Genomic DNA, 19,765 nt, shown 5'->3' with positions numbered 1-19,765 from the left:
CCCCGAGGATCCCTTTCCATGCAATTCCCCGAGTCCTGGTTGCGCAACTTCTGCAACCCCGATCTGAGCACGCAGCAACTGGCTGACCTGCTGACCATGGCTGGCCTGGAGGTCGAAGAGCTGCAGCCGGTGGCGCCGCACTTCACGGGCGTGGTCGTGGCCCAGGTGCTGGAAGTCGCCAAGCACCCGGACGCCGACCGCCTGAACGTGTGCAAGGTGGACGCGGGCACGGGCGAGGTGCTGCAGATCGTTTGCGGCGCGCCGAACGTGCGCCCGGGCATCAAGGTGCCTTGCGCGACGGTGGGCGCCGAGCTGCCCCCGGGTGCAGATGGCAAGCCTTTCGCGATCAAGAAGGGCAAGCTGCGTGGCGTGGAAAGCTTCGGCATGCTGTGCTCGGCCAAGGAGTTGGGCGTCTCCGATGAGTCCAATGGCCTGCACATCCTGGCCGACGACGCGCCGGTGGGTGTCAGCATCCGCGAGCACCTCCAGCTCGACGACACGCTGTTCACGCTCAAGCTCACGCCCAACCTGGCGCACTGCCTGAGCGTGGCGGGCGTGGCCCGCGAGGTGTCTGCCCTGACCGATGCCCCGCTGCACCTGCCGGCCAGCGAGCCCGTCAAGCCCACCATCGACGATCGCCTGAAGGTCAACGTCGAGGCCGCAGATTTGTGCGGTCGCTTCGGTGGCCGCGTGATCCGTGGCGTCAACCCCCGAGCGAAGACTCCGGCCTGGATGGTTGAGCGCCTGGCCCGTTGCGGCCAGCGTTCGGTGTCGGCCCTGGTCGACATCTCCAATTACGTGATGTTCGAGCTGGGCCAGCCCTCGCACGTGTTCGACCTGGACAAGATCCAGGGCGAGCTGAGCGTGCGTTGGGCGCGTGCGGGCGAGCAGCTCAAGCTGCTCAACGGCAACACCATCACGCTCGACGAGCAGGTGGGCGTGATCGCCGATGGCAGCCAGGTCGAATCGCTGGCTGGCATCATGGGTGGCGACGCCACCGCCGTGAGCGACGACACCCGCAACGTCTACCTGGAAGCGGCCTTCTGGTGGCCCAAGGCCATCGCCGGCCGCGCACGCCGCTACAACTTCTCGACCGACGCCTCGCACCGCTACGAGCGTGGCGTGGACCCGGCTCCCACCGCGCAGCACATCGAGCGCATCACCCAACTGATCCTCGACATCTGCGGTGGCGAAGCCGGCCCGCTCGACGACCAGAAGGTGCACCTGCCCGAGCGCAAGCCCGTGACGCTGCGCCTGTCGCGCGCCCAGCGCGTCATCGGCATGCCGGTGAGCCTGGCCGAGGTGCAGGCCGTGTTCCAACGCCTGGATCTGCCTTACGGCACGCAGGCCCAGGGCGACGACACCCACCTCATCGTGACCCCGCCGAGCTGGCGCTTCGACATCCAGATCGAAGAGGACCTGATCGAAGAGGTGGTGCGCGTCATCGGTTTTGACAAGCTGCCGCGCCGCGCGCCCAAGGCCCCGGTGGTCTCCGAGGTGCGCCCCGAGGCGCGCCGTGGCCTGTACGCCGTGCGCCGTGCCGTGGCCGCTCGTGGCTACCAGGAAGCCATCACCTTCAGCTTTGTCGAAGCCCGCTGGGAAGCCGATTTCGCCGGCAACGCCAACCCCATCCAGCTGCTCAACCCGATTGCCAGCCAGCTGTCGGTGATGCGCTCGTCGCTGATCGGCAGCCTGGTCGAGGTGCTGCGCACGAACCTGGCCCGCAAGGCCGACCGCGTGCGCCTGTTCGAGGTGGGACGCGTGTTCCGCCGCGACGCTTCGGTCGCCGATGGCATGCAGACGGTCGCTGGTTTCGATCAGCCCGTGCGCGTGGCTGGCCTGGCTTATGGCCCGGCCGATGCGCTGCAATGGGGGCAGACCGCGCGCCAGGTCGATTTCTTCGACGTCAAGGGCGATGTCGAGTCGCTGCTGGCGCCGCTGCAGGCCAGCTTTGTGGCTGCAGAGCACCCGGCCTTCCACCCTGGCCGTTGCGCGCAGGTGATGGTCGCTGGCCGGGCCGTGGGTTTCGTGGGCGAGTTGCACCCCAAGTGGCGTCAGGCTTATGACCTGCCTCAGGCCCCCGTGCTGTTCGAACTCGATGCCGACGCGCTGGTGCAGCGCTCCGTGCCGAGCTTCACCAGCGTGCCTCGCATGCAGTCGGTCTTCCGCGATCTGGCGCTGGTGGTCAACGACCGCACCGCGCACGACGACCTGATCGGTGCCATCCTGTCGGCAACGACCGATGGCCTGGTGCGCGGCGCTCGCCTGTTCGACATCTACAAGCCCAAGCAAGCCGTGGCCGGCATCGCCGAAGACGAGCGCAGCCTGGCCGTGCGCATCGAGCTGCGCGACGACGAGCAGACGCTCAACGACGAGCGCATCGAAGCCGCCGTGCAATCCGTGTTGCAGAATCTGGCCGACAAGGTGGGTGCGCGCGTGCGCGCCTGAGGCGTGAGAAGGGGAGAGACCACGCATGAACGACAAGATCAGCGACCTGACGGTGCTGTTGCCGACCATCGAGACGCCCACGCTGACCAAGGCCGAGCTGTCCGAGCTGCTGTTCGAGCGGCTTGGCCTGAACAAGCGCGAGTCCAAGGACATGGTCGAGGCCTTCTTCGAGCTGATCAACGACACGCTGGTGCAGGGCACCGACGTGAAGCTGTCGGGATTCGGCAACTTCCAGATCCGTCAGAAGGCGCCTCGCCCCGGGCGCAACCCGCGAACAGGCGAGGCCATCCCCATCAAGGCCCGCCAGGTGGTGACCTTTCACGCCAGCGCCAAGCTCAAGGGCATGGTGCAAGGTGACATTCCCGTTGGTGACGACTTGGAGTAAAGTTTGAGGTCCTGTCGGAATCTGATTGATCCGACAGGCTTTTTTGCTTTTGCGTCCTTCAGCAGCAGGGAACATGGACCGAACCAGCCACGACCTACCGCCGATCCCGGCCAAGCGCTACTTCACCATCGGTGAGGTCAGCGAGTTGTGCCGCGTGAAGCCGTATGTGCTCCGTTATTGGGAGCAGGAGTTCGTGCAGCTCAAACCCATGAAGCGGCGGGGCAACCGCCGTTACTACCAGCATCACGAGGTGCTGCTGATTCGCCGCATCCGCGAGCTGCTGTACGAGCAGGGCTTCACGATCAGCGGTGCTCGCAACCGCCTGACCGAGTTGGGGCATGCTGCACGCACCGAGGTCGAGGACGACGAGCTGGCCTTGCCCGATGCGCTGCCTCCGTCCTCCGCCTTGATCGCGTCCGAGCGCCTGGCCGGTGGCGGTGTGCTGATGGCGTCGCGTGCTTTGCAGGCGTCCCCGTCCGTCATGGCCGAGTCGGCCTTCCTCGCGCCCGAGCTGCCAGACCTGTCCAAGCTGTCTCCCGAGGCTGCCGCCAGCCTGCGTGTTTCCTTGTTGTCGATTCGCGACCTGCTGTCGTGAATGCAGGCGTTCGGCTTGAAATGACGGCAAAAAACATGCTATAGTCTAATTCTTGTCGGGGCGTAGCGCAGCCTGGTAGCGCACTTGCATGGGGTGCAAGGGGTCGCGAGTTCGAATCCCGCCGCCCCGACCAAGAAATCACGAGGGCCAGAAGGAAACTTCTGGCCCTTTCGTGTTTTTGCGCGGTGTTTTTCGTGTGTCACCCGGATCTGTGTCTGGGCGCTTGGCGTGAGCGGAGCCATCGGTGGCTTGATCAGCCGCGACGGCGGCCGAGTTGGCCAGTCCTTCAGTTGCCTGATGCGTTCGGGGGGCGAGCCTGATCGAGCTGCATCTGGATGGCGCGATCGAACTCCTGTTGGAGCACCACCGGGAATGCGGCGCTCACCGAACCAATGGCCAAAGGGCGCAGGCGCTCGAACAGGCCCTTGATCGCCTCTGCCAGTCGCAGGTCAACGCCGACGGCAGCGGCTTCACTGGTCGATGGTGGCGCCCCACGCATGGCATGGTTTTCAGTGACCGTGCGCACCATCGCGATGAACAACTGCTCCACGTAGGCCCGCGCGATCGAGCGACTGTGCCGAATGAGCTCATCCTGAAGATCGAGCACGGTGTTCAGGGGCACGTCGAGCTCGGCCAGCTGGATGCCGATGCGCTCGAGTGCGGGCGAGAGCATTTCCACCTCGTCTGGACCGACGCGTCGGTACAGGCCGTTTTCGCTGAGCCTGTCCTTTTGCTGCTGGGTCGCGGGCTGCGCCCAGTGCGATGCCATCTCGGACAGCGCCTTGCGCAAAGGCTTCTCGACGGTGAAAAACGTGGTGGAGAACAGGTGGCTGACCAGCGAGTACTCGCTCCAGGCGCCATCGGGCGTGCCCGTGAGCATGTCCTTGATGGTGTCGAGTTTGAAGCCCTGCTTGCGCAACTCCCGGATGAGTTCGAGCTTGCCCAGGTGCTCGGCGTTGTAGATCGCCGTGCGGCCTTGCAGGCGAGGCGGGGGCATCAGGCCGGCAGTCTGGTAGGCGCGCACGTTGCGCACACTCACGCCGGTGCGCTCGGACAGCGTTTCAACGGTGAATTCGTCGACCGCAGGGGAGGGCGCTTGCCGGCGGGGCCGAGTCGCGCGCATCTTGTTTTCGGACATGCTGATGGGCCAATGGGACAGGCTCGCCAATGATAACGAGCCCCGTCACCGCGCGCCGTCAAACGTCGGGCAGATGCGCCTGCGCTCAAATCAGCACTTGATGCCCAGGTGCAGGGCCACGACACCGCCGGTCATGTTGTGCACATCGACGTGGCCGAAGCCGGCGGTCTTCATCATGGCCTTGAGCGTGGCCTGGTCTGGGTGCATGCGGATGGACTCGGCCAGGTACTGGTAACTGGCGGCGTCACCGGCCACCAGTTGGCCCAGGCGCGGCAGGACCTTGAACGAGTACCAGTCGTAGGCCTTCTCGAGCGGCTTGGCCACTTTCGAGAACTCCAGCACCAGCAGGCGGCCGCCCGGCTTGAGCACTCGGCACATCTCGGCCAGGGCTGCGTCCTTGTGCGTCATGTTGCGCAGGCCGAAGGCCACGGTGACGATGTCGAAGGTCTCGGCCGGGAAGGGCAGCTTCTCGGCGTCGCACAGCGTGGTGGGCAGCGCCAGGCCCTTGTTGAGCAGGCGGTCGCGGCCGGTGCTCAGCATGGCTTCGTTGATGTCGGTGTGCACGACCGTGCCGGTGGGGCCGACGCGGGCGGCGAAGGACTCGGCCAGGTCACCCGTGCCGCCGGCGATGTCGAGCACCTTGTTGCCTTCGCGCACGCCGCTGGCGGCGATGGCGTAAGCCTTCCAGAGGCGATGCAGGCCCATCGACATCAGGTCGTTCATGACGTCGTACTTGTTGGCCACCGAATCGAAGACGCCGCGCACGCGCTGGGCCTTCTGGGACTCGTCAACTTGCTGGAAACCGAAATGCGTGGAGCTCATGGGGGCGCATCTTAAACGTTCATGGGGCGGGCTGAAGCGCTTGGGCGCATGCCATGGCGCTGGACCAGGCCCACTGGAAGTTGTAGCCGCCCAGCCAGCCGGTGATGTCCACGACCTCGCCAATGAAGTGCAGGCCGGGCACCAGGCGGCTTTCCATGCTTTGTTGCTGCAGCTCACGGGTGTCCACGCCCCCGATGGTGACCTCGGCCTTGGCGTAGCCCTCGGTGCCCGTCGGGCTGATGGACCATGCGTTGGCGGCTTGCCCGAGCGCTTCGAGGTCCTTGTCCTTGAGCTCGGCCAGCGCAGCCTGGGGTTGCAGGGCGGGCAGGTTTTGCGCCATTTGCGCCAGCCATGTCTGGGCCAGGCGCTGCGGCACGGCCTCGCCCAGGGCCAGGCCCCAGGCGGTGGACAGCTGCTTGCGCGAGCCAGCCTTGGCGGCCTTGAGCTCGCCTGCCAGGTCATGCGCGGGGCTGAGGTTGATGGTGAGCGCCTGGCCCGGTTGCCAGTGGCTGGAGATCTGCAGCACGCCCGGGCCGCTCAGGCCGCGGTGGGTGAAGAGCAGGTCTTCAGTGAAGCGCGCGAGGTGCGGGCCCTTGGCCTTGCCGCCGCGCTGCACCGGCGGCACGGTGGTGGGCGTTTCGATGACGACTTCGAGCGAGAGCCCGGCCAGTTCGGCGAAGGGAGCCCACGTTGCTGCGTCGAAGGTCAGGGGCACGAGGGCTGGGCGCAGGGGCACGACGCGGTGGCCGAGTTCGCGCGCCCAGCGCTGGCCCGCATCGGTTGCACCGATCTTGGGGATCGAGGGGCCGCCTGTGGCAACGACGACCTGGTGGGTGCGCAGCACGCCTCGGTCGGTGTCGAGCTCGAAGCGGCTGCCGTCCTCGGCCTGAAGGCCCAGCGGTCGGATGCCATCGACCCTGCAGGGTTGCCAGCGCTGCACGCCCCCGGCCTCGCATTCGCGCAGCAGCAGCTGGATGATGTCGTCAGCGCGGTGGTCGCAAAAGAGCTGGCCTCGGTGCTTCTCGTGCCAGCGAACGCCGTGGCGCTCGATCAGCTCGATGAAGTCCTGAGGCGTGTAGCCGCTCAGGGCCGAGCGGCAGAAGGCGGGGTTCTCGCCCAGGAAATTGGCCACGCCGACATCGCGGTTGGTGAAGTTGCAGCGGCCCCCACCGGAGATGCGGATTTTTTCGGCAACCTTGGGGGCGCGATCCAGCAGGAGGACCTTCAAGCCGCGCTGGCCCGCCACACCGGCGCAAAAGAGCCCGGCGGCACCAGCGCCGATGATGACAACGTCGAATGCAGACATGCGGCAATTGTCGCGGCTGTGGCGGGTGTTGCCGCGGTCTCAGGTGGACTCAATCGAGCCCAAGGGGGCGGCTGGCTGAAAAAACCGGCCGGCCTTCCAGGTCATCGGCCCGCACCAGCTGGTTGCGACCTTGGCGGCGCGCTTCGGCCAGTGCCTCGTCGGCACGGTGAATGGCTTCGTCGATCGACTCGCCAGGTTGGATCTGCACCACGCCGAAACTCAAGCTCAGCGCGGGCCGCTGCTGGCCGCTGCGCACCTTGTCGACATGACGCACCATGCGATCGGCCACGTGCAGGGCATCGGCCACGCCGGTGTCGGGCAGCAGGGCCACAAAGGCCTCACCACCCAGGCGCCCCATCAGGTCGCGGCTGCGCAGCAACGAGCGGGCGGAGGAAGCCACGAACTTCAGCGCCTCGTCGCCGGCGGCGTGGCCATGGTCAACGGTGAAGAGCCGGAAGTGGTCGATGTCAAAGCGCATGAGGGTGGCGCTGCCGGGCGTGCTCAGGCTCAGGGCCTGGGTGGCCAGCTCCTGGAAATGGCGCCGGTGGGGCACGAGGGTCAGCAGGTCGAAGTCGGCCATCAGGCGCAGCTGGTGGTGTGACTCACGCAGGTCTTGCTCGGTGCGCTCGTAGGTCAACAGCAGGCACATGTAGACCGAGAACATGACGCCAGCGACCAGGCCGACCAGCACCACGGGCTGCTGGATCTGGGTGGGGTTGAGGACCGGGGTGCCCCACACGCCGAGGGCCGAAACGAGCCGTGGCAGCTGGATGACGGCCGCCGCCAGCATGAACAGGCCCACTGCCTTGAGGTAAGGGCCCGAGCGTCCGGGGCCCTGGTGGCGAACACCATGCACCAGCCAGGCGGCGTAGAGATAACCCGTGACGCTGGCCAGGCTGAAGGTGGCCACCCGCGCGCCGAGGTCGTTGGGCGAGTGCATCCACATCGCCATGTAGGCCCCGGCCCCAGCTGCCAGCACCACGAGGTCGACCCAGGCAGCGGTGCGGAAATCGCTGCGGATGTAGAACTGGCGCAGCCCCCCCAGCATGGTCAAAGGCCATTGCAGCGTCAGCAGGACACTGACGGGCAGCAACCACGGATGGTGGTCTTTGAGGACCAGGCAGATCGCACCGGCCGTGTTGAGCCATTGCGCAGTCGTCCACCAGCCGTAGCCCAGGTAGGTGCGCTGGGTTCGGCCCACCAGCGTCATGGTGGAGGCGGCGGTGAACAGCACCACGCACACCACGAGCGTGAGGGTTGGCAGGTGCAGGTCAAAAAGAGGCAGCATGGGTTTCGGACACAATCTCGCGGCAGAGTATCGCCCGATTGAGCTGGGCATCAGGCGGGCCACCCCTCATGACGAGGGTGAGGTGGCCCCTCGATTTTTCACAACGGAGCAAATCAACATGGCCATGGACGTGGTGGATCACGAAATTCGCGGAGCCGAAATGCAATTCGTCGAGGTCGAGCTCGATCCCGGCGAGGCGGCCATCGGCGAAGCAGGCAGCATGATGTTCATGGAGCCCGGCATCGAGATGGACACCGTCTTCGGCGATGGCTCACAACAGCAAGGCGGCATCTTCGGCAAGCTGTTGGGCGCAGGCAAGCGTTTGATCACTGGCGAGAGCCTGTTCACGACGGTCTACACGAACCAGGGGCAGGGCAAGCGGCGCGTGGCGTTCGCGGCGCCGTACCCCGGCAAGATCCTGCCGATGGACCTCAAGCAGTTGGGCGGCACGCTGATGTGCCAGAAGGACTCCTTCCTGTGCGCCGCCCGTGGTGTGTCGCTGGGCATCGGTTTTCAGAAGCGCCTGGGCGCCGGGTTTTTCGGCGGCGAGGGCTTCATCCTGCAAAAGCTCGAGGGCGATGGCATGGCCTTTGTGCACGCGGGTGGCACCGTGGTGCGGCGCGAGCTGAAGGCGGGCGAGAGCCTGATGGTGGACACCGGTTGTGTTGTGGCTTTTACTTCCGGCGTGGACTTCGACATCCAGTACGTCGGCAAGATCAAGACCGCGCTGTTCGGCGGCGAGGGCCTGTTCCTGGCCAAGCTGAGCGGCCCGGGTCAGATCTGGCTGCAGAGCCTGCCGTTCTCGCGACTGGCCTCGCGCATCTTTGCTGCGGCGCCTCAGACACCCGGTGGTGGTGGTCGCGAGGAGGGCGGCTTGCTCAGCGGGGTGGCCGCAGGTGGCGTGGGCGGGCTGCTGGGCTCGGTGTTGGGTGGGGATGAGTGAGCCTGTCGCGCCGGCTCTGCGGACCGGCGTTGTCGCGCGCTGACCCATGTCATCGCAGCCCCGGTCTGCCGCGCTTAAACTGGAGAGCTTGACTGACAAAAGGTTCGCTGGGGATGAGTGGGGACATGTTGCTGCGCGGGGTGCCTGCGTTGCCTGAGGCGAAGCCGACGCCGACGCCTGTCGGGCCTTCACGCCGGGCAGTGGCTTTGGGTGGCCTGGGGCTGGCTGCGCAAGGTTTGATGTCGTTCGGGCTCGCGGGGCTTGCGTCCCCGGCGCTGGCGCTGGGCGACCGGCCCAAACCCCGTCCCCCTGTGGTGGCGCCTGCGCCCGCGCGTCCCCCCATCTTCGTGCTCAATTCGCTCGATGCGAACCTCAGCATCATCGACCCGGTGACCTACACCGAAATCCGCCGGGTGCCGACAGGCAAGGAGCCCCATCACCTCTACCTCTCGCCCGACGAGAAGTCGCTGATGGTGGCCAACGCGCTGTCCGACTCCCTGACCCTGTTTGATCCCAGGACAGGCGCGGTGCAACGGGTGATCGAAGGCATCGTCGACCCCTACCAGCTGCGCTTTTCGCCCGACATGAAGTGGTTCGTGACGGCGGCCAATCGGCTCAACCACGTCGACATCTACCAGTCCACGCCTTCACCCAAGGGCGGCGTCGACCTCAAGCTGATCAAGCGCGTGCCAACGGCCAAGACGCCCAGCCACATCGCCATCGACTCGCGCAGCACTGTGGCCTACGTCACCATGCAGGACAGCGACGAGATGGTGGCCATCGAGCTGGCGACACAGGCCCCGCGTTGGCGCATCCGCGTGGGCAAGATGCCCGCCGATGTGTACGTCACGCCCGACGATCGCCATGTGCTGATCGGCCTGACGGGCGACCGTTACGTCGAGGTCTACAACGTGTCCGGCGCGAAACCCGAGCGCGTCAAACGCATCGAAACCGGCAATGGCGCGCACGCTTTCCGAGCCTGGGGCGACAAGCGGCATGTGCTGGTCAGCAACCGGGCTGGCAACACCATCAGCCGCATCGACCTGCAAACCTGGAAGGTGGTGGCAACCTATCCTGCGCCGGGTGGCCCCGATTGCATGGACCTGCTGGCCGACGGACGGACCATCCTGGTGACCTCGCGCTGGGCGCGCCAGTTGACGGTCATCGACACGGTCAAGGGCGAAGTGATCAAGCAAGTGCCTGTGGGCCGATCGCCGCATGGCGTCTGGACGTTGCAGCATGCGCCGCGCAATTGACCGCACGGCTTGCGCTCTGGCGCTGACCCTGGGGCTCGGCCTGTCGGGTCAGGCCCTGGCCGCAGCACGCTGCGACAAACCGGTCTACCTGACCATCGACACCGGGCACATGGGCGTGGCCTCGCTGGTGGCCGATGTGCTGACGCGCCATCAGGTCAAAGCCACTTTCTTTCTGGCCAACGAGCGCACGCAGGCGGTGGGCGCCCGGCCAGAGGGCAGCAGCCTGGACGAGCACTGGGCCGCCTGGTGGAAGCAGCTGGCTGCTCAGGGCCATGACTTTGGCAGCCACACCTGGGACCACGTGGTCTGGCAGGCCGACACCGCAGAGGGCCTTCGGGTCAAGCCGACGGCAGGGCCCCGCAACGGTGAGCGACAGTCGCTTTCGGCCACGGCTTACTGCGAACAACTGCAGCGCCCAGCCACCCGTTTTGAACAAATGACCGGCCAGCGCATGCGCGCCATCTTCCGCGCACCGGGTGGGCGGACCTCACCACGGTTGCTGGCCGTGGCCCACGCCTGCGGATGGCAGCACGTGCCCTGGACCCCCAATGGCTTCCTGGGGGACGAGCTCGACAGCAAGCGCTACCCCAATGCGGCCTTGTTGGGGCAGGCCTTGCAGCGCGTGCGATCGGGTGAGATCTTGCTGATGCACCTGGGCATCTGGAGTCGGCAGGACGCGTGGGCGCCCGCCGTGCTCGAGCCGCTCATCGTGGGCTTGAAAGAGCGCGGCTTCTGCTTCGAGACCCTCAGGCAGCACCCCACCTATCGCGCAGCAGGCCCAGCTCCGCACGAAGCGCTCGCTGAACCCCGCTGAACCCCGCTGAACCGATGCAACACCGCTGCAGCCCATGCTCGACGAACTGATCATCCAGCCCCTGACCGATGCCTTCGGGCGACTGCAGCAGGCCTTGTTCGAGTCGGTGGTCCAGCCTTTGTTGTTCCACACCGGCCAGGGCAACTTGCTGGAGGACGGCTACGCCGCCACCGGTTGGCTGCTGGTGGGCTTTATCCAGTTGGTGCTGATGCTGTTGCTGTTCGCGCCCCTGCAACGCTGGCGTCCGGCAGAGCAGCAGTTCGGAGGCGGGCCAGCCGTGCGCGTCGACATCTTCTACACCCTGTTGCACCGCCTGGGCCTGTTCCGCCTGGCCATGTTTTTCTCGGTCGATCCGCTGCTGGACACCGTGTTCGGCGAGGCGGCGGTGCAGGGGGTGCAAGGCATCCAGCTCGACGCCCTGGTGGCACCCCTGTGGCCAGGTGTGCTCGACACCGCCTGGGCCAGCTTCCTGCTCTATCTGCTGGTCTTTGACCTGCTGGACTACTGGATCCACCGAGGCCAACACCACTTCGACCGCTGGTGGGCCTTGCACGCCGTGCACCACAGCCAGCGGCAGATGACCCTGTGGAGCGACAACCGCAACCACCTGCTCGATGACCTGATCCGCGACGTGCTGCTGGCGTTCACTGCCCGAGCCATCGGCGTGGCACCGGGGCAATTCGTGGCCGTCGTGGCCGTCACACAGTTGCTTGAAAGCCTTTCGCATGCCAACGCTCGGGTGAGCTTTGGCTGGTTGGGTGAGCGCTTACTGGTGAGCCCCCGCTTTCACCGACAACACCACGCCATCGGCGTTGGCCACGAAAGCCATGGCCCGGGTTCCTTGGGTGGCTGCAATTTCGCGGTGCTGTTTCCCGTGTGGGACCTGTTGTTTGGCACAGCGCGGTTCGATGGTCGCTACGAGCCGACCGGCATCCGCGACCAGCTGCCTGAAAACGGCGCGCGTGACTACGGCCTGGGTTTTTGGGCGCAGCAGTGGCTGGGCCTGCGGCGCTTGCTGGGCAGGGGCTGACGCACCGGCCGCCTGGCCGCCAGGGTGTCGCGAGCGGGGCCCAAGGGGTTTTGGTGCCGATCGCTTCAGGCCTGGGGCCACTTCGGTATGCTGTTCGACATGGACGCTTCCACGCCACCTCTGACGCCCCCTTCTGCCTTGCCTCAACGCCCTTTGCCATCCGCCAGCCTGGCCGCCGATGCCGCCTGGCGCGCCGTGGCTTACTGCCTGCACCCGAGGGTCATCTGGCTGACCTTGCTGCCCATCCTGTTGTCGGCCACGTTGTTGCTGGGCCTGGCCTGGTGGGGCTGGTCCGATGCCAACGAGGCACTCAGGCAGGCCCTGGACAACTGGTCGCTCAGCCAATCACTCCTGTCCTGGCTCGACAGCATGGGGCTGCAAGGCTTGCGTGCCGCGTTGGTGCCCGTGTTGATGTTGATCCTGGTGGTGCCCCTGGTGGTGGTCCTGAGCCTGCTGCTGGTGGCCTGGATGATCACCCCGTCTGCGGTCAAGCTGGTGCGCGCGCGGCGATTCCCGGATCTGGCCTCGCGCCACCGGACGTCGCTTTGGCGGTCGGTCGCCTTGTCCCTGGCCTCCACCGTCGTCGCGCTGGGCGCGCTCGTGCTGAGCCTGCCGCTGTGGTTGATCCCATTGTTCGCGTTGGTGGTGCCACCCTTGATCTGGGGCTGGCTGACCTACCGCGTCATGACCCACGACACCCTCGCCGACTTCGCCACGCCTCAAGAGCAAAACGCCCTGATCCAGCGCCACCGCACGACCTTGCTGCTCATGGGCGTGGTCTGTGGCTACCTGGGCGCAGCGCCTGCCGCCGTGTGGGCCCTGGGCGTGCTGGCCATCGTCCTGGCGCCTTTCATCCTGGTCGTCTCGCTGTGGCTCTACACCCTGGTGTTCGTTTTTTCCAGCCTGTGGTTTGCTCACTTCCTGCTGGCGGCGCTGGCGTCGCTGCGAGCCGAGACCCTGCCCAGTTCGTTGGCCAACCTCCCTCACTCAGAACATGCCTGACACTCAGAACCCGCGCATCGGCCTCATCATCATCGGCGACGAAATCCTCAGTGGTCGCCGGCAGGACAAGCACCTGGTCAAGGCCATCGAGCTGCTGACCGAGCGGGGCATGGCGGTCTCCTGGGTGCGCTATGTGGGCGACGACCCCGCGAGCATCACCACCGACCTGCGTCACGCGCTGGACAGCGGCGACGTCGTTTTCTCCTTTGGCGGCATCGGGGCCACACCCGACGACCACACCCGTGCCTGTGCGGCCGAAGCCGCCGGTCAGCCCTTGGCGCTGCACCCCGAGGCCCGCGACTTGATCCTGATGCGCTGTCGCGAAATGGCCGAGCAAGAGGGCGTGCCCTTCGAACCGGAATCGGCCGACACCCTCCGGCGCCTGGAGATGGGGCGTTTCCCTCAGGGTGCCAGCATCATCCCCAACCCCTACAACCGCATCCCCGGCTTTTCGCTGGCCGGGCGTGTGCACTTCGTGCCGGGCTTTCCGGTCATGGCCTGGCCCATGGTGGCTTGGGCGCTCGACACCTTGCATGCCGACTTGCACGGGCAAGGGCGCCTGGTGGAGCGCTCGGTGGTGGTTTACGGCGCCATCGAGTCTCGCCTGACGCCCCTGATGGTCGAGATCGAGGCGCGTTTCTCGCCCATCAAGGTGTTCTCCCTGCCCAGCGTTGACCACCCGGTGCATGGGCGCCACATCGAGCTTGGTGTGAAGGGCTTGGCGAGCGAGGTGGATGCGGCGTTCGTCGCCTTGCGCGACGGCTTGGTCCAGTTTGGTGCGGAAATAGGCCCCGAATCGGTGCGAGGCTGATATTGAACCCCGATTTGCACGAATATGGTGCAAATTTAGGAAGGGCGTGGCCAGCTTCGTTTTCACGATGTGCGCCATGGCCCTTCGCGGTGCGCCCAGAGATGGCGCACCCCGGGGTTGCGCCCCCTCTGCCATGGACCGAATCCGGGTGCGGCTTGTCCGCGCTCAGCCTGAAGGCACGCTTTCTGCTATTACACTGCGCGCTGTTTCTGGACCAGAGACAGAAAAATTTCTCTTCCTGCTTTCATTAAGCCTGTTGCTAGGAGCTCCTGATGGCCAACAAGACCGTCGCCGACGTGATGAAGATGGTGAAGGACAACGACGTCAAGTTCGTTGACTTCCGTTTCACTGACACCCGTGGCAAGGAACAGCACGTCTCCGTGCCTGTTTCGCACTTCGATGAAGACAAGTTTGAGTCCGGCCACGCGTTCGACGGTTCGTCCATCGCTGGCTGGAAGGGCATCGAAGCATCCGACATGCTGCTCATGCCGGACCCCAACACCGCCAACGTCGACCCCTTCTTCGAAGAGCCGACCCTGCTGCTGACCTGCGACGTCATCGACCCGACCGACCACAAGCCTTACGAGCGCGATCCCCGCTCGCTGGCCAAGCGCGCCGAAGCCTACCTGAAGTCCTCGGGCCTGGGCGACACCGCTTTCTTCGGTCCTGAACCCGAGTTCTTCGTGTTCGACGGCATCCGTTGGGGCAACGACATGTCCGGCTGCTTCTTCGAGATCCAAGCCGAAGAAGGCGCCTGGAACACCGGCACCAAGTACGAACACGGCAACACCGGCTACCGTCCCACCGTCAAGGGCGGCTACTTCCCCGTGCCCCCGGTCGACTCCGGCCAGGACATGCGCTCGGAGATGTGCCTGATCCTCGAATCGATGGGCATCCCGGTCGAAGTGCACCACCACGAAGTGGCCAACGCCGGCCAGATGGAAATCGGCACCAAGTTCGCCACGCTGACCCAGCGCGCTGACTGGCTGCAACTGCAAAAGTACATCATCACGAACGTGGCCCACGCCTACGGCAAGACCGCCACGTTCATGCCCAAGCCCCTGGTTGGCGACAACGGCTCCGGCATGCACGTTCACCAGTCCATCTGGAAGGACGGCAAGAACCTGTTCGCTGGCGACGGCTACGCCGGCCTGAGCGAGTTCGCCCTGTACTACATCGGCGGCATCATCAAGCACGCTCGCGCCCTGAACGCCATCACCAACCCCGGCACGAACTCGTACAAGCGTCTGGTGCCCGGCTTCGAAGCCCCGGTGAAGCTGGCCTACTCGGCCAAGAACCGTTCCGCTTCGATCCGCATCCCGTTCGTGTCGAACCCCAAGGGTCGCCGCATCGAGGCTCGCTTCCCCGATCCCTCGGCCAACCCGTACCTGGCCTTCTCGGCACTGATGATGGCCGGTCTGGACGGCGTGGAAAACAAGATCCATCCGGGCGAAGCCGCCACGAAGGACCTGTACCACCTGCCGCCCGAAGAGGACAAGTTGATCCCCACCGTCTGCCACAGCCTGGACCAGGCTCTGGACGCCCTGGACGCCGACCGCGCGTTCCTGACCAAGGGTGGTGTGTTCACCGATTCCTACATCGACGCCTACATCGACCTGAAGATGCAGGAAGTCACCCGCTTCCGCATGGCCGTTCACCCGGTCGAGTACGACATGTACTACGCACTGTGATCCGCGCAAGCGGTTCGCAAACAGAGAGCGGCTTCGGCCGCTCTTTTTTTTGTTCGCTTGTGCCTCGCTCCTTGCCCATGTTGTGGCGACGTGCCTTTCGTTTCGTTTGTGCCGGCCTTGTCTGCCATGGGGCGCCGCTTGCGGGCATACTGCAAGGCATCCGGCTTGCACGCCGACTGACTGCATGACGATGACGAATCCGCTGCACGTGTCTCTCAAGCTGATCTCCCTGGTCTGCGCCCTGAGCGCTGGTGCTGCCGTGTGGGCCCAGGAAAAGCCCGTCTACCGATGCCCGGGCAACCTCTACACCGACTCGCTGAGCGCCAAAGAGGCCCGCGACAAGGGCTGCAAAACCCTGGAGGGCGCACCGATCACGGTGATCCAGTCCCAGGCTCCGCGTGGCAATGCCGCCCGGCCAGCCGGCGCTTCGTCCGCTCAGGGTGAAAAGGTCGGCGCCGACGACCAGAAAGCCCGCGACAGCGATGCCAAGCGCATCCTCGAGGCCGAACTCAAGAAGGAAGAAGACGCCTTGGCCGCCCTGCGCAAGGAATTCAACGACGGTCAGCCTGAGCGCCGCGGTGACGAGCGCAACTACCAGAAGTACCTCGATCGCATCGAGGAGATGAAAGCCGCGCTCACACGCAAGGAAGCGGACGTTGCCGCTTTGCGGCGCGAGTTGGGCAAGTTCGGCCAGCGCTGACGCGAGCCACCAGACAAAGCTTTTCCCGATGACTGCTGTTCCCCATGCGCCTGCCGACATCGTGCAGGCGGTGTCCCGTGTTGATCCGATCGTGCCCGGCGGGCTCGAAGCCTTCGACCACCTGGGCACGATGGTGTGCGTGGTGGTCCCCGATGGCCGCTGCCTCTACGCCAACTCCGCCTTTGAAGAAGGCCTGGGCTTGTCGCGCAAGTCCATGCTGCGCGAATCCATCTACGACTGGGTCGTCTCGCCCGGCCTGTTGCGCGACTTGGTGTCCGCGGTGGCTCGCAACGAGTTCGCCACCAGCCGCCTGCAAACCGACCTTCGCCGGCACCTGCGCGGCCATGGCGAGCCCCTGCCGGTGCAGGTCATCGTCACGCGCCTGGGGCAGGGCAGCCTGGTGCTGGTCGAGCTGGTCGAGGTCGAGCAGCAGACCCGCCAGGACCGCGAAGAGCGCGCACTCGATCAGGTGCAGGCCAACAAGGAGCTCATCCGCAACCTGGCCCACGAGATCAAAAACCCGCTGGGCGGCATCCGGGGCGCGGCGCAGTTGCTGCAGATGGAGCTCGAGAGCAAATCACTGACCGAGTACACCCAGGTCATCATCCACGAGGCCGACCGCCTGCAATCGCTGGTTGACCGGCTCCTGGCGCCGCACCGCCGCCCGCACGTGGTGGGTGACGTCAACATCCACGAGGTCTGCGAGCGGGTGCGCTCGCTGATCCTGGCCGAGTTCCCCAAGGGCCTGAAGGTCCAGCGCGATTACGACACCTCGCTGCCCGACTTTCGAGGTGATCGTGAGCAGTTGATCCAGGCCGTGTTGAACATCGCGCACAACGCAGCGCAAGCCTTGATCGATCGCATCGCCCAGGGTGATGCGCGCATCGTGTTGCGCACGCGCGTGGTCCGGCGCGTCACCATCAACCGCGCCTTGCACCGACTGGCACTGGTCTTGCATATCGAGGACAACGGCCCGGGCATCCCGGAATCCATCCGCGATCGCGTCTTCTACCCTTTGGTGTCGGGACGTGACGGCGGATCCGGACTGGGCCTGACCTTGGCACAAACCTTCGTTCAACAGCATCAGGGCACCATCGAATGCGAAAGCGAACCCGGTCGCACGGTGTTCAGGATCCTCATCCCCTTGCCATGATCCTTGGCCCGGTGGACGGATCGCCCGATGACGCAGACAACCACAGGCCAGCATGAAACCCATCTGGATCGTTGACGACGACCAATCCATCCGCTTTGTGCTTGAAAAGGCACTGGCCCGCGAGGAGCTGCCGGTGCGCAGCTTCACCAACCCCCGCGACGTGCTCGCGGCCCTGGAGGTCGATGAGCCCCAGGTGCTGGTGTCAGACATCCGCATGCCGGGTGGCTCAGGCATCGATTTGCTGAGCAAGGTCAAGGCCCGTCACCCCGGGCTGCCTGTCATCATCATGACCGCTTACTCCGACCTGGACAGCGCCGTTTCGGCCTTCCAGGGAGGCGCTTTCGAGTACCTGCCCAAACCGTTCGACCTGCCCAAGGCGGTCGAGCTCATCCGCCGCGCCGTGGACGAGAGCGTGCGCGAAGAGGTGCTCGACGACCGCGTCACGCAGATGCCGGAAATGCTGGGCCAGGCGCCAGCGATGCAGGACGTCTTCCGTGCCATCGGCCGCCTCAGCCAGAGCAACGTGACGGTGCTGATCACCGGCGAGTCCGGCTCCGGCAAGGAGCTGGTCGCGCGAGCGCTGCACAAGCACAGCCCTCGCGCCAACGGCCCGTTCGTGGCCATCAACACGGCGGCCATCCCGAAGGACCTGCTGGAGTCAGAGCTGTTCGGTCACGAACGCGGAGCCTTCACTGGCGCGCAGACCATGCGCCGTGGTCGCTTCGAGCAGGCCGACGGCGGCACGCTGTTCCTCGATGAAATCGGTGACATGCCGTTCGATCTGCAGACCCGCCTGCTGCGCGTGCTGTCGGACGGTCAGTTCTACCGCGTGGGTGGTCACCAGCCGCTCAAGAGCAACGTGCGCGTCATCGCTGCGACCCACCAGAACCTCGAAGAGCGCGTGCGCTTGGGTGGTTTCCGGGAAGACCTCTTCCACCGACTGAACGTGATCCGCCTGCGTTTGCCCGCGCTGCGCGAGCGCCGCGAGGACATCCCAACGCTGGGGCGTTTCTTTTTGCAGAAAAGCGCCAAGGACCTGGGCGTCGAGGCCAAGCGCATTTCAGAGCCGGCGCTGGCCAAGTTGGCGACCTTCGACTTTCCCGGCAACGTGCGCCAGCTGGAGAACATCTGCCACTGGCTGACGGTGATGGCGCCTGCCCAAGTCATCGAGACCAAGGACCTGCCGCCTGAGTTGCTTGAGGGAGTGGTGACAGGCGTTCACGAGCAGGCCACCGCTGCGGTGGCAGATTGGGCGCCCGTGGCAGCCCCTGCACCTGCGCCAGTGCCGATGTCCGCGTCGGCATTGCCGTCGGCTTTCACCGATGCTGTCCGCGCGCATGCCGACGTGGCACCGGTGACAGCGTCCGGCCTGGGTGGCTTTGGCGACGTGATCGCCACGGAGACCCTGGCTGCAACGCCTTCGGGCGCCAGTTGGCTGGCTGATCTGCAGCGCGAGGCCCGCGAGCGGCTCAATGCGGGTCAGACCGATGTCTGGGACGCCTTGACCCGGCAGTTCGAGGCCCAACTCATCCACACGGCGCTGGAGCTGACGCGTGGACGCCGCATTGAGGCCGCGCAGAAGCTGGGCATCGGGCGCAACACCATCACGCGCAAGATCCAGGAACTCGGCATCGACGACTGAGGCTTGTCTCGAGGTGTTTTACGTTGGGAAACGCGTCTGTCAACGGCGCGTGGAGGTGCTGCGCTAAAGTAGATCGATCCAACCCAGGTTTTGATCATGCGCTTTGCCCTCCGCTTCCTTTCCACCCGTTCAACCCGGCCGGTGTTTGCCTTGGCTGGCGCCTGCCTGGCCCTGGGCTTGACGGCTTGTTCCACCACCAGCTCTGATGTCATCAAGCCAGGCGATGCCCAAAGGCTTTCGCAGGTCTCCGACGCCGTGGTGCTGGGGGTGCGGCCGGTGACGGTGGAGGGGTCCCAGAGTGGCATCGGTGCCGCAGCGGGCGCCGTGGTCGGTGGCATCGGTGGCAGCATGGCCAGCAGCCACAACCCGACCTCCGCCGCCGTGGGCGTGGTGGGGGCCGTGGTGGGTGGCGTGGTGGGCAACGCGGTCGAGCGCTTGGGCACCCGCGAGTCCGCCCTGGAGATCCTGCTGCAGATGCCCAGCGGTGAGCGGCGGGCCATCGTCCAAGCTGCAGGCAGCGAGAGCTTTCAGCCCGGGGATGCCGTCATCCTGGTCACCACCGGTGGCAAGACCCGCGTGATGCTCGCGCCCAAGACGACGCCGGTCGCACCCGCTGCGCCCGTGGCCCCGGCTACCAGCGTTCGTTGAGCGCTCTGCCATCGCCATGCGGTCCTTGATCGGTCGGTCGCTTTGGCGGCCTGCTTTGCTTCTGGCCATTGCCAGCCTCTCATCCAGTTTGCT

General features: G+C 65.7%; 18 protein-coding genes and 1 tRNA gene. 15 read left to right on the top strand and 4 right to left on the bottom strand.

Annotated elements, in window-relative coordinates; translation table 11 throughout:
- Nucleotides 1–18: 18 nt before the first annotated feature.
- The 4 genes from pheT (at nt 19) to ABG80_RS18780 (ending at nt 3,561) form a co-directional block, all read left to right on the top strand.
- Nucleotides 19–2,448, top strand: coding sequence for a phenylalanine--tRNA ligase subunit beta (gene pheT / locus ABG80_RS18795; protein WP_058089092.1), 2,430 nt, complete (start codon nt 19–21; stop codon nt 2,446–2,448).
- A gap of 25 nt (nt 2,449–2,473) precedes the next feature.
- Nucleotides 2,474–2,833 carry an integration host factor subunit alpha gene (locus ABG80_RS18790; RefSeq protein ID WP_058089091.1) on the top strand — a complete coding sequence of 120 codons (360 nt, stop codon included), beginning with the start codon at nt 2,474–2,476 and terminating at the stop codon, nt 2,831–2,833.
- A 73-nt stretch (nt 2,834–2,906) separates the two neighbouring features.
- Nucleotides 2,907–3,428: a MerR family transcriptional regulator gene (locus ABG80_RS18785; RefSeq protein ID WP_058089090.1), complete on the top strand. Its 522-nt coding sequence runs from the start codon at nt 2,907–2,909 to the stop codon at nt 3,426–3,428.
- Between the two features lie 56 nt (nt 3,429–3,484).
- Nucleotides 3,485–3,561, top strand: a tRNA-Pro gene (locus ABG80_RS18780).
- A gap of 153 nt (nt 3,562–3,714) precedes the next feature.
- On the opposite strand, the gene ABG80_RS18775 is transcribed toward ABG80_RS18780, so the two are convergent.
- The 4 genes from ABG80_RS18775 to ABG80_RS18760 all read right to left on the bottom strand — a co-directional run bounded on the left by ABG80_RS18775 (nt 3,715) and on the right by ABG80_RS18760 (nt 7,982).
- Nucleotides 3,715–4,566 (bottom strand): MerR family transcriptional regulator, encoded by an 852-nt coding sequence (locus ABG80_RS18775; protein ID WP_152987750.1) that lies wholly within the window; start codon nt 4,564–4,566, stop codon nt 3,715–3,717.
- Nucleotides 4,567–4,656: 90 nt separating this feature from the next.
- A complete protein-coding gene (gene ubiE / locus ABG80_RS18770) occupies nt 4,657–5,388 on the bottom strand; it encodes a bifunctional demethylmenaquinone methyltransferase/2-methoxy-6-polyprenyl-1,4-benzoquinol methylase UbiE (protein ID WP_058089088.1) in 732 nt (243 codons plus the stop codon).
- A 19-nt stretch (nt 5,389–5,407) separates the two neighbouring features.
- Nucleotides 5,408–6,694 (bottom strand): BaiN/RdsA family NAD(P)/FAD-dependent oxidoreductase, encoded by a 1,287-nt coding sequence (locus ABG80_RS18765; RefSeq protein WP_058089087.1) that lies wholly within the window; start codon nt 6,692–6,694, stop codon nt 5,408–5,410.
- Between the two features lie 49 nt (nt 6,695–6,743).
- Nucleotides 6,744–7,982: a GGDEF domain-containing protein gene (locus tag ABG80_RS18760; protein WP_058089086.1), complete on the bottom strand. Its 1,239-nt coding sequence runs from the start codon at nt 7,980–7,982 to the stop codon at nt 6,744–6,746.
- Between the two features lie 118 nt (nt 7,983–8,100).
- On the opposite strand from ABG80_RS18760, the gene ABG80_RS18755 reads away from it, so the two are divergent.
- From ABG80_RS18755 to ABG80_RS18705, 11 genes are all read left to right on the top strand, one after another.
- On the top strand, nt 8,101–8,925 hold the full coding sequence (locus tag ABG80_RS18755) for a TIGR00266 family protein (protein WP_058089085.1): 825 nt from the start codon (nt 8,101–8,103) through the stop codon (nt 8,923–8,925).
- Nucleotides 8,926–9,164: 239 nt separating this feature from the next.
- Nucleotides 9,165–10,181, top strand: coding sequence for a YncE family protein (locus tag ABG80_RS18750; protein ID WP_235513956.1), 1,017 nt, complete (start codon nt 9,165–9,167; stop codon nt 10,179–10,181).
- Entirely contained in the window at nt 10,165–10,995 is an 831-nt protein-coding gene (locus ABG80_RS18745) for a polysaccharide deacetylase family protein (RefSeq protein WP_083506276.1), read from the top strand. The genes ABG80_RS18750 and ABG80_RS18745 overlap by 17 nt, the downstream gene beginning before the upstream one ends.
- A gap of 52 nt (nt 10,996–11,047) precedes the next feature.
- A complete protein-coding gene (locus tag ABG80_RS18740) occupies nt 11,048–12,025 on the top strand; it encodes a sterol desaturase family protein (protein WP_407638779.1) in 978 nt (325 codons plus the stop codon).
- A gap of 99 nt (nt 12,026–12,124) precedes the next feature.
- Nucleotides 12,125–13,027, top strand: coding sequence for an EI24 domain-containing protein (locus tag ABG80_RS18735; protein WP_083506301.1), 903 nt, complete (start codon nt 12,125–12,127; stop codon nt 13,025–13,027).
- Nucleotides 13,020–13,838: a competence/damage-inducible protein A gene (locus ABG80_RS18730; RefSeq protein WP_058089083.1), complete on the top strand. Its 819-nt coding sequence runs from the start codon at nt 13,020–13,022 to the stop codon at nt 13,836–13,838. Before ABG80_RS18735 ends, ABG80_RS18730 begins: the two co-directional genes overlap by 8 nt.
- Before the next feature lie 272 nt (nt 13,839–14,110).
- Nucleotides 14,111–15,529, top strand: a complete 1,419-nt coding sequence (gene glnA, locus ABG80_RS18725) for a type I glutamate--ammonia ligase (RefSeq protein ID WP_058089082.1) — start codon at nt 14,111–14,113, stop codon at nt 15,527–15,529.
- A gap of 184 nt (nt 15,530–15,713) precedes the next feature.
- The gene (locus tag ABG80_RS18720; protein WP_235513955.1) at nt 15,714–16,229 is read left to right on the top strand and encodes a hypothetical protein; all 516 of its coding nucleotides are present in this window, start codon (nt 15,714–15,716) and stop codon (nt 16,227–16,229) included.
- A gap of 28 nt (nt 16,230–16,257) precedes the next feature.
- On the top strand, nt 16,258–17,382 hold the full coding sequence (gene glnL / locus ABG80_RS18715) for a nitrogen regulation protein NR(II) (RefSeq protein WP_083506275.1): 1,125 nt from the start codon (nt 16,258–16,260) through the stop codon (nt 17,380–17,382).
- A 52-nt stretch (nt 17,383–17,434) separates the two neighbouring features.
- Nucleotides 17,435–19,024 (top strand): nitrogen regulation protein NR(I), encoded by a 1,590-nt coding sequence (gene ntrC, locus ABG80_RS18710; RefSeq protein ID WP_058089081.1) that lies wholly within the window; start codon nt 17,435–17,437, stop codon nt 19,022–19,024.
- Nucleotides 19,025–19,120: 96 nt separating this feature from the next.
- Complete coding sequence (locus tag ABG80_RS18705; RefSeq protein WP_235513954.1) at nt 19,121–19,672, top strand: outer membrane lipoprotein; 552 nt, start codon at nt 19,121–19,123, stop codon at nt 19,670–19,672.
- The last annotated feature ends 93 nt before the right edge of the window (nt 19,673–19,765 follow it).

This window comes from Aquabacterium parvum, from assembly GCF_001447195.1.
Classification (GTDB): Bacteria; Pseudomonadota; Gammaproteobacteria; order Burkholderiales; family Burkholderiaceae_C; genus Aquabacterium; species Aquabacterium parvum.
Note: the sequence above shows the minus strand (reverse complement) of the source record. Positions and strands in the feature narration are given on the sequence as shown.